Origin of the sequence: Nocardia sp. GTS18 (assembly GCF_013839555.1) — a bacterium.
GTDB classification, from domain to species: domain Bacteria; phylum Actinomycetota; class Actinomycetes; order Mycobacteriales; family Mycobacteriaceae; genus Nocardia; species Nocardia rosealba.
Genome location: NZ_JACBIU010000019.1, coordinates 80,800 through 91,184 on the forward strand (window position 1 = coordinate 80,800; position 10,385 = coordinate 91,184).

Consider the following 10,385-nt stretch of genomic DNA (forward strand, 5'->3'; position numbering starts at 1 on the left):
GCCCGTGCGTCGCGCCCCTCGGGGCACCTGAACAAGGCGCCACTGGGCTGGCGCTGGTTCGTCGGCTCGGTCGTAGCCGCCTTCGTCCTGACTTTCGCGCAGGCGCCCGGCCTCACCGTCGCCGACACCAAATACGACCTCGCCCAGAACCCCCTCGGCTTCCTCGCGCGCGCCGCGCACCTGTGGAGCAGCCAGGCGCCCATGGGTCAGGTGCAGAACCAGGCCTACGGCTACTTCTTCCCGCACGGCGCGTTCTTCTCCGCAGGTCACCTGCTGCATGTGCCCGCGTGGGTGACCCAGCGCGTCTGGTGGGCGCTGCTGCTGCTCGCCGGATTCTGGGGCATCGTCAAGCTCTGCGAAACGCTCGGCATCGGGGCGCGCGGGTCGCGGGTGATCGCGGGTGTCGCGTTCGCGTTGTCGCCACGGGTGCTCACCACGCTCGGGTCGATCTCCTCGGAAACGCTGCCGATGATGCTGGCGCCGTGGGTGCTGCTCGCGCCCGCCGCGCTCGGCGTCGCACTGCGCGGTAAGTCCACGCGGGTCGACACGGCGCCGGAAAGTCCGCGGCCCGACAGTCCGGGCGACAACGCGCCGGACGACAGCGTCGTCGAGGCTGCCACCACCGGCACTTCGGGGAGCGCGGTCGGGAATGCCGAGTCCGGCGAAGTCGGTCGCCTGCGTGGCCGAGGGGTGCGGGCCGGTCGCGGCTCGAGCGCCGGCGAGTCGGTTGCGTCTGGACCCACGCGCGGCGGAATGCTCTCGCCCGCCGGTAGTGCGCTCGCGCTCGCGCTGATGGGGTCGGTGAATGCTGTCGCGACGGTGGCGGCGTTCCTGCCCGCCGCGCTGTGGTGGGCCTCCTACCGGCCGAATCGGCAGTGGTGGCGGTTCACACGGGCGTGGATTCCGCTGCTGGTGCTCGCCACCTTCTGGTGGGTGGTGCCGCTGCTGCTGCTCGGGAAGGTGAGTCCGCCGTTCCTCGACTACATCGAGTCGTCGGGCGTGACCACACAGTGGGCGGCGCTGAGCGAGGTGCTGCGCGGTACCGACAGCTGGACGCCGTTCGTGTCGCCCGAGCGGATCGCGGGGGCCGTGCTGGTGACCCAGCCCGCCGCGGTGCTCGCCACCGGGCTGCTCGCGGCGGCGGGAATGGCGGGGCTCGCGCGGTCGTCGATGCCGTATCGCGGGCGGTTCGTGCTGATCCTGTGCGTGGGATTGGCGGGGATCTGCGCCGGGTATGTCGGCACGCTCGGTGGGCCGTTCGCGGAATCGGTGCGGATCTTCCTCGACTCCGGTGGTGCGCCGCTGCGCAATGTACACAAGCTCGAGCCGCTGATCCGGTTGCCGCTGGTGGTCGGGCTCGCGCACCTGCTCGGCCGGGTGCCGCTGCCCGCGTCGGTGCCGATGCCGGTGTGGCGCAATGCTTTCGCCCATCCCGAGCGCGATCGTGTCGTGGCCGTGGCGGCGCTCGTCCTGGCCGCGCTCACCCTCGCGACTTCGCTGGCGTGGACCGGCAGGCTCGCCCCGCGCGGCGCCTACGACCGGGTGCCCGCCTACTGGACCGACACCGCGCGATGGCTGGCCGACAATGCCGCCGACACCCGTGCACTCGTCGTCCCCGGGGCGCCCTTCGGCAGCCAGATCTGGGGACTCACCCGTGACGAACCACTGCAGGCGCTGGCGAGTACCCCGTGGGCCGTGCGCGATTCGGTGCCGCTGAATCCGCCGGGCACCATCCGCGCCATGGACTCGGTGCAGCGGCTCATCGCCGACGGACGACCGTCGACCGGGCTGGCCACCACCTTGGCGAACCAAGGCATCGGAATCGTGGTGCTGCGCAACGACCTCGACCCGGAGACCTCCCGCTCCACCCGGCCGATGCTGGCGCACCAGGCCATCGAGGGTTCGCCGGGGCTCACCAAGGTCGCCGAATTCGGCTCGCCCATCGGACCGCGCGCTGACGACGCCGGGCTGGTCGTCGACAACGACCTGCTGCCGTCGTACCCGGCCATCGAGATATACCGGGTTGACGCCGCGACGCCGGGCACGCCGACGCAGGTGCGCAGCGGCACCGGCGCGCCCGACTCGATCCCCGGCGCCTACACGGTGGGGCTCGACTCGGTGCCCGTCGTGCGCGGCGGACCCGAGGTGCTCGAGCGTGTTCGTCGTGACGGGGCAAGCGCCCCAGTGCTTCTCGAAGCCGATGCCGCGCGCGCCGGACTCCCGGCCGAACCGGTGCTGCTGACCGACACACCCATGGACCGGGAATCGGATTTCGGGCGGGTGGACAACCACAACTCCGCTGTCCGCGCTCCGGACGACGCCCGCCGAACCCACAACCTCGTCCCCGACTACCCCGTCGACGGCACCGAACTCGTCCGTGGCCAGTGGTCCGGCGCGAAGGTGACCACCTCGAGTTCGGCGGCCGACGCCACCCAGATCGGCGGCGCGGCACCCGGCAGTTCCACCGCCGCCGCCGTGGACGGCGATCCGAGCACCGCATGGATCAGCAACGGCGCGGAATCCGCACTGGGACAGTGGCTCCGGCTGGATCTGGACAAGCCGATCACCAGCGGTTCGCTGCAGTTCACCACGACCGCCGCCGCGCTCGGCGATCCGGTGAAGTGGGTGGAGGTGCGCACGTCGCGCGGCACGGTGTCGGCCCGGATCACCGAGCCCGGTGCGCCGGTCACCGTCGCCCTGCCCGCGGGCCGCACCGAGTGGGTGATGATCACCGCCGCGCGAACCGAAACCGGCACCCGCGGTGGGCAATTCGGGATCAGCGAGCTCACCCTCGACGACTATTCGGTACGCGAGTCGCCGGTACGCGTCGATATCCGGCATCGAGTCGTGCTCCCCGATGTTCCGGCGGGCACCATGGTGACCGGCTGGGACCTCGGGCAGGAATTCCCCGGTCGCACAGCGTGTTTCGATGGACCTCTGCGGGTGCACTGCAGCAAGGGGCTCGGCCTGCCCGCCGAGGAACCCGGCGTCTTCGGGCGGACACTCTCGGTGCCCGAACCTATGCGGGTGAGCACCGACCTGACCGTGCGCACCCGCCCCGGACCGGCCCTGGAAGCGCTGCTCACCGACCCGACCAGGCCGATCGCGCGCGGTAAGGCCGATGTGGCCGACCTGCGCGGCGCCGCCTTCGCCGCCACCGACGGCGACCCCCGAACCACCTGGACCGCACCGGAAGCCACCGTCCGTGGACTCGCGGGCGCCAAACCCACACTGGTGCTGGAACTTCCGGAACCCGCGCTGGTAACCGGGCTCGACATCACCACAGCCCTCGGCGGCCTGCCCGCCACCGCCACCTCCGTGCTGGTGAACCTCGGCAACGGGCCGCAGATGCGCGAGCTGCCCGAACGCGAACACGGCGAACCGGCACGGATCTCGCTGCACCCCACCGTCACCGATCGGGTCGAGGTGAGCATTCAGCAGTGGAACGAGGTGCTCGACCGCACCGCGCTCGGCTTCGTCCTCACCCAACCGGCTGGTCTCGCCGAAGTGGAAGTACTCGGCCCCGACTACCCGGCCCGCGCCCCCGGCGACCGGCTCGTGACCATCGGCTGCGAGGCCGGGCCGGTGATCGCCATCGGCGGGCGCGCAGTGCACACGACCGTCACCGCGACCGCCGACGAACTCCGTTCGGGTGCACCGGTTTCCGCACGCCCCTGCGAATCGGACGCGGCCGATATCGAATTGCTGCCCGGCAAGCCCGACCTCACCGTCGTGCCGACGGAACTGTTCACGGTGGACCGAATTCGGCTGCCGCGCACCGATCTCGCGGCCGCCCCGGTCCTCGGCGGGACAAGCGATTCTTCCGAATCGAGCCCTGGCGGCGAGAACAGCAGTAGGGGCGATCCCGCCGGCCCGGCCGAAGAGAACAGCACTGCCGGCGGGCCCAGCGAGCCGATCGACGAGAACAGTGCGGCTGACGCGCCAGCGAGCCCGACCGACGTCGACAGCTCAACCAGCGAATCAGGCGCTCGGGGTTCAGCCCCCACCCGCGATGCGACCCACGAAGGCCCCGCTTCGCCGGCAGCCGATCCGACGAAGGCAGGCTTGCTGGTACTGCCGTTGAGCACCAACGTCGGCTGGGAAGCACACACCGCCGACGGGCAGCTGTTGAAGCCCGTCGTGGTCGACGGTTGGCAGCAGGCTTGGCTTGTTCCGGCGGGGACGAGCGGGGAGATCACTGTGTCGTTCCCGGACGACCGGTGGTACCGGCTGGCGATCTTCGGTGGCCTGCTGCTACTGATTCCGCTTGTGCTGCTTGCCATTCCACGTCGGCGACCGGTTCCCGACCTCGGCCCGGCGCCGACCACATGGGGTACCCGCCCCCTGGCCGCACTCGGGCTCACCGGTGCGGTGGCGGTGGTTTCCGGCCCGTTCGGGGTGGTGTGCACCGTTATCGCGGTGGCGTGCAGTCACTTCCGGCCCGCGGTGACGAGTCGGGTGCTGCCCTGGGTCGCCGGTGTCGGGACGTTGGTCTCTGTGGCGGCGTTGTCGACCGGCACGTGGCGGTCGGGCACCACCTATATGGGTGGCTCGGTCTGGGCGCAGGCACCCGCGGTCATCGCTGTTGTCGCGGTGGGAGTCGCCGCACTTCCACGCCGGCGCTGACCTGTGGCCGGCCGACTCCATCGGGCCGGACGGGCCGTACGACAGGCGGGATGTCGCCCGACAATGCCGCTCACCGGCTCAGACGCGGGCGGTTTCTTTCACAGCCCTCCGCTTGTCCCAGCGCCGGACCAGTCGGCGCGCGGGTTCCTCGATCAGCGCGTAGCTCGCGGCCGCCAGCGGCAATGTCAGCGCGGTGGTGAGCACGAGGACGTATAGGAAGTTGCCGCTGAACGGCAGCAGGCTGAACACCGGGAACACCATGGAGAGCACGACCAGGTGCCACAGGAACACACCGTAGGACCACCGGCCGAGCACCGCCGCCGTGCGCGATTCCAGCCAGCGATGCGGTGGCGCGTCGGCCGGGCGCAGCACCAGCGGTGCCAGCAGGCCGAAGCCGATGATCGCCCCGAGCAGCATTTTCACCGCGTACTGCCACGGCTCGGCACGTTCCAGACCGGCCGGTCCGCCGAACTCCGTCGCCGAGATCAGGAACGCGACCAGCGCGATGCCCCACATCAGCGGCTGATTCGCCAGCAGCTTCGGCCAGCGGGCATCGGTGCGCAAGCGGTAGATCAGTTCGGCGAGCAGCATGCCCGCCGCGAACCACGGGATGTAGGCGGGCAGCCAGTTGTCGGCGTGGATGGCGTCGGGTGTCGGCACCGGCCACAGGTTCCACGTCAGGCTCACCGCGGCCAGCGCGCACAGCACGGGGACCCGCCACCGCGCCGACGGACCGCGCAGCCGGACGAACGCCAACGCAAGCACCGGAAGCACCAGGTAGAAGGCCACCTCCACCGACAGGCTCCACATCTGGGTGAGGCCGTCGGTGAGTGTCAAGGGGACGAACACCTGCAGCAGGAACAGATTCGACACCCACACCCGCAGGTTCGCCGTCTGCGCGGCGCCGGGCAGCAGCACGAGCACGAACACCACGACGGCCCAGTACGCGGGCATGATCCTGGCGAAACGATGCAGCAGGTACCGACCCGTCGACGGCGCCGCACCCACCCCGTGCGCGGCCGCGGCGTGCGGACGCCACAGCAGGAAACCCGACAGCGCGAAGAACACCGCGACCGCCATGTCGAAGCGCTCCAGAATCGGCCCGAGCACCGGTGTTCCGGATGCCGCGGTCTGGAAAGCCACATGGGTGACGAGCACGCCGAGCGCCGCCATCCCACGCATTCCTTCCAGGGCGGGGATGAAGGTGCGCGGCGGCGGAACGGGGGCGTGCGGGCTCGTCATCGGGGTCCAGTCTGCCGTGTCGGCGATTTAGCGGGCACAGCGCCGCCTTCCGTCGTCATGGGCTGTTAGTGTCGGCTCAATCCGTGTTCGAACGACGAGGAGAGTTTGCATGGCACTGAGTGCCGGTACCAGAAGGACGGTCGCCTGCGTGCTCGTGGGTCTGGGCGCGGCATTGCTCGTTGCCGCGCTCATGATCCCCACCTACACCGTGAGCAAGGTGGCCAAGACTCCGCTCGACCTCGAGATCACCACCATCGCGGAGAACCAGCCGGGCGAGGACAGTCTCGTCCTCGACTCCAAGTCGCTGACCTCCGGTGACGGTCCGGCCGTTGTCAACAAGAACGTGCCGCTGATCTCGCAACGTTTCGTCACCGTCGAGGAGCCCTCCGACGCCGACAAGATGACGCTGCAGGCGGGTCAGACGCTGCGCCGCACCGATGTGCAGGGTGACACGGGCCTGCTCACCGCGGCCATCGACCGCGTCACCATCTCGCGCACCACCGGCATGCCGGTCGACGAGGAGCCCAACGGCTCCATCGCGGTCACCGTCAACAAGGACGGCAGCGTCATGGAACCGGTGCAGCACACCGGCATCGGCTACCGCTTCCCGATCGGCACCGAGAAGAAGACGTACCCGTACTTCGACATCAACGTGCGAAAGTCCTTCGACGCCAACTTCATCGAAGAGACCGAGATCAACAGCACCAAGGTGTACCGGTTCCAGATGATCGCGCCGGTCACCAGCACCTGGGACGTGGTGCAGTCACCGACCAACCGGCTCACTCTGCCCGCCGCCAAGTGGGGCGTCACCGACGTGCCCGCCGACGCGCCGGTCACCATGACCCGGTACTACACCAACGTGCGTGACCTGTGGGTCGAGCCGGAGACCGGCACCGTCGTCAAGGGTGGCGAATCGATCCACCTGTTCTATGCGCGCACGGCCGACAAGCCCGAGGTGACCGCGCTCAAGTCGCACATCGTGTTCGACGAGTCGACCGTCGAGTCGCAGCTGGCCATCGCCAAGGAGAACACCGACAAGCTGTCGCTGTTCGGGCGCGTCGTGCCGATCGTGCTCGGCATCCTCGGCGTGATCGCGCTGCTGGCCGGCCTGTTCCTCGGCCTGCGTGGTGGTAGCGCCCCGGCCCACGCCTCGCCGCGTGGCACCCGGCCGACGCCTGCGCCCACGGCCGCCGATACCGGTGCCACCCGCTGGGACGGCGACGAAGCGCCGACCACCCAGTTCCCGCGCGGTGACTACGATTCGCCGACCGAACAGATCGACACGAACAAACGCCCCTGAGGCAAGCGGTTCACGACGGCCCCGGTCACCGACCGGGGCCGTCGTCGTTTCGCGCGGTGCGCAGCACGACCAAGGCGACGATCGTCGTGGTGACGGCGGCAACGCAGACCGCGATGCCGATGAGCGAACCGATGCTGTCGGCAAAGGCGAGCATCAGGGCGACCTCCACGGCCAGACCCACCCAGGTGACCATCGCCAGGCCGGTGCGTTCCACCGCGATCGCCGACAGCAGCGCGCCCTGCAGGACGGCGAGCATGGCGCCGTGCAGCGCGAAAATCCACAGCATGCCCTGGATGGGCGCGTAGTCCTGACCCGCGAGCAGGGGCGCGAGCGGGGCGGCCAGGGCAGCGCCGACAACCGCGACGATGCCGATCAGCGACAGCACCGACAGGGCGTCGCGGATGGCGCGGGCGGAATGCGTCGGCTGGGCCATGCGTGGGTACAGCACAACGCCCACCGCCTGCGGGAGCCAGAAGGCGATCTTGGTGGCGATGGTGCCGAGGGAGTAGCGGCTGGCGTCGGCGTCGTCGAGGACGATGCGCACGACGATCAGGTCGGCCGAGGACAGGGCCATCAGCGCGGCCTGCACTTGGACGGCACGCAGGACCGGGAGGACACCGATCGCCTGCGCGTGTGGTTCGACGGGAGCGGCTCGCCCACCGATCGACAGGTCTGCTGAATCGCTCGCGGTAGCCGACCGAACGATGCGGCCCGCGACCAACGCGGCGGCGACGAGTCCACACGCCGCGGCGAGCAGGGCGCCCGCCGAACCGCCGCCGAGGGCGAGCGCGATCAGCGCGGGTGCCACGCGAGCGGTTCCCGCCAGCGCGAGCACCGTCGCCAGGGCGCGGAACTGGTTGGCGCCCTGGAGGATTCCCTGTTCACCGGACAGGATCACCAGGGCGGGCGCGGCGCCGAGGGCAGCGGCCGAGGCCAGCACACTGACGTGCAGCACCGTCGCCACGACCGGGATCAGCACCACCGCGACCGCCGCGACCAGCGCCGCACACCGCCACTGCATCGCCCGCACCGCGCGCAGACCGGCACCGCGCACCACTTCGCGCGCCACCACGTTCTGCATCGCCAAGGCGGGCACCGCGCACAACAACTGGACCGCGAGCAGACTCGCGAACTCGCTGAAGCCGGCCACACCCAGCCAGCGACCGGCCAACATCTGCAGCAGGTAACCGGCGACATTGGCGGTCATCGCGCCGGCCGTGACCCAGGTCAGATCGGCAACAACAGGGGGGCGGCGGACCGAAGACACGCCCCATCGTCGCACCTCATCGCCCATGCGGTGGGCGGTACCCCGAAATGTGAGTCCGAGCGGACTCACCCTGCGCTTCGCTTCTGGAGCGCCGGCGCGCTCGAGGCGGGCCCTTCGCGTTGTCGCACTCCATGGTCGGTCCAGATCAGGGCGGGCCCCGCTGCGCTCACCGCAAGCATCTAGGGTGCTCTGATGTGACAGGTAGCGCGAGGCTCTGGGTTGCCGCGTACTGCGCGCTCCTCACGGCTGTGATCGTCGGCCCGCTGGCAGGCTCCGGGTACCTGCTGCTGCGCGACGCGGTGAGTACCCCGCGCTCCTACCTGACCGACTCCGCACTCGGTCTCGGCGCGGCCGCACCTCGCGCGGTGCCCCAAGACGCCCTGCTCGCGTTCCTCTCTCCTGCCGTCGACGGCGGCATCCTCGTCAAAACCATCCTGATCGTTTCCCTGTGGTCGGCAGGCTACGGCGCCGCCGTCCTCGCCCGCCGCTTCGTCGGCGCGACCACCGGCCCCCAACTCGTCGCCGCGACCCTGGCCCTCTGGAACCCCTTCGTCGCCGAACGCCTTCTCCAAGGGCATTGGAGTCTGCTCGCGGGGTATGCGGCATTGCCCTGGGTGGCGTTGGCGGCAACGCGTCTGCGCGAGCCGGATGCCGATTCGTCAGTCGGCGTCGGGTCGTACGGGCACGGCCACACCGAGGCGAGCCTCGCCCGTGGTACAGAGTCGACCGCCGAGTCCGGCAGCGGCAGAGGATCACCGGGCAGCTTCAGCGAGGTCGACTCGGCACGTGCGAGTGGTACGTCCGGGTCGATCGTCGGACGCGCACGGAGCGGTGTTCAGGCCCGCCGTTCTCGGGCGGGAGCACGTGTCGGTGCGTGGGCTGCGCTGGTCGCGGCGTTCGCGGCAGCCGGATTGACGCCGACCGGGTCGTTGCTAGCGGCCATCATCGGACTGGCGCTGATCGGGTGGCGGAAGATGCTGCCCGCGGGCGTTCTGTGGGTGCTCACCTGTGCGCCGTGGTTGACGGCGACCGCATTGGGAGCCGGGGCCGAGCCGTCGGATCCCGAGGGTGTTTCGGCGTTCGCGGCGCGGGCGGAGCCGTGGTTGGGGACGTTGGGGAGCCTGGCCGGGCTCGGTGGGATCTGGAACGCGGAGGCGGTTCCGGGCAGCCGGACAACCCCGGTGGCGTTCGTCGCCACGATGTTGTTGCTCGGGATAGTCGCGCTCGGAGTGCGGGCGGTGTGGGCGCGGGGGCACCGGGCGCTGTTGGTCATCGCGGTGGTGGCCGTGGTCGTGCCCGCGCTCGGTGCGACCATCGGGGGGATCGCGGTCGGTGAGTGGTTGGTCGTGCACGTGCCCGGTGCGGGGTTGTTGCGTGACAGCCAGAAATACGTGGCGCTCGCGATGCCGGCGTATGTGTTGTGTGCGGCGGCAGCCTGCACCACCGTGCTCACCTTCGCCCGCAGGTTCGCGCCGACGAGCCAAGACGGCGTACGAACCGGAACTGCCGCTGTCGCAACCCTTTTCATCGGACTGCTGATTCTCCCTCTCCCCGACCTGGCCTGGGGCGTCGGCGGCGAGATGCGCCCCGTCCACTACCCCGCAGGCTGGGAAAAGGTCGTCGAACACATCGACGCACCGGGCGATGTAGCCGTGCTCCCCGCAGGCATGTTCCGCCGATTCCCTTACAGCGGAACAGCTCCCGTCCTCGACCCCGCCCCCCGAATCCTCCCCAACGACGTCCTCCAAACAGGCGAACTCCGCGTCCGAGGCTACGCAGTAGCAGGCGAAGGAAACCGCGCCCGCACAGTCGAAACGGCCCTGCTCGAAGGCGCCCCCGCCACCGACCTAGCCGCCCTCGGCGTCGGCTGGATCCTCATAGAACGCACCACCCCCGGCCCCCTCGGCGCCTCCCAATCCACCCTGACCACAACCCAACTCACCTACGAAG

Annotated in this window: 5 protein-coding genes; 3 read left to right on the forward strand and 2 right to left on the reverse strand. The window is 70.2% G+C overall.

Annotated features, from left to right (window positions below; genetic code table 11):
- Positions 1-27 precede the first annotated feature (27 nt).
- Entirely contained in the window at positions 28-4,626 is a 4,599-nt protein-coding gene (locus HYG95_RS16645) for an alpha-(1->3)-arabinofuranosyltransferase (protein WP_255495429.1), read from the forward strand.
- Positions 4,627-4,704: 78 nt separating this feature from the next.
- Here the strand turns inward: HYG95_RS16645 and HYG95_RS16650 are convergent, their stop codons facing one another.
- On the reverse strand, positions 4,705-5,868 hold the full coding sequence (locus tag HYG95_RS16650) for an acyltransferase (protein ID WP_181698848.1): 1,164 nt from the start codon (positions 5,866-5,868) through the stop codon (positions 4,705-4,707).
- Between the two features lie 109 nt (positions 5,869-5,977).
- Here HYG95_RS16650 and HYG95_RS16655 point away from each other — a divergent pair, with 109 nt between their 5' ends.
- Positions 5,978-7,168: a DUF3068 domain-containing protein gene (locus HYG95_RS16655; protein ID WP_181698849.1), complete on the forward strand. Its 1,191-nt coding sequence runs from the start codon at positions 5,978-5,980 to the stop codon at positions 7,166-7,168.
- A 25-nt stretch (positions 7,169-7,193) separates the two neighbouring features.
- Here HYG95_RS16655 and HYG95_RS16660 read toward each other — a convergent pair whose 3' ends face one another.
- Entirely contained in the window at positions 7,194-8,375 is a 1,182-nt protein-coding gene (locus tag HYG95_RS16660) for a polysaccharide biosynthesis protein (protein WP_255495430.1), read from the reverse strand.
- 254 nt (positions 8,376-8,629) lie between these two features.
- Between HYG95_RS16660 and HYG95_RS16665 the strand changes: the two genes are divergently transcribed.
- Positions 8,630-10,385 (forward strand): hypothetical protein (locus tag HYG95_RS16665; RefSeq protein ID WP_181698851.1); only part of this gene is annotated, 1,756 nt, incomplete at its 3' end.

Bases quoted from the DNA above. Each gene is read 5' to 3' on its own strand.
- HYG95_RS16655 (WP_181698849.1), top strand. From the start codon at position 5,978: ATGGCACTGAGTGCCGGTACCAGAAGGACGGTCGCCTGCGTGCTCGTG.
- HYG95_RS16660 (WP_255495430.1), bottom strand. From the start codon at position 8,375: ATGACCGCCAATGTCGCCGGTTACCTGCTGCAGATGTTGGCCGGTCGC.
- HYG95_RS16650 (WP_181698848.1), bottom strand. From the start codon at position 5,868: ATGACGAGCCCGCACGCCCCCGTTCCGCCGCCGCGCACCTTCATCCCC.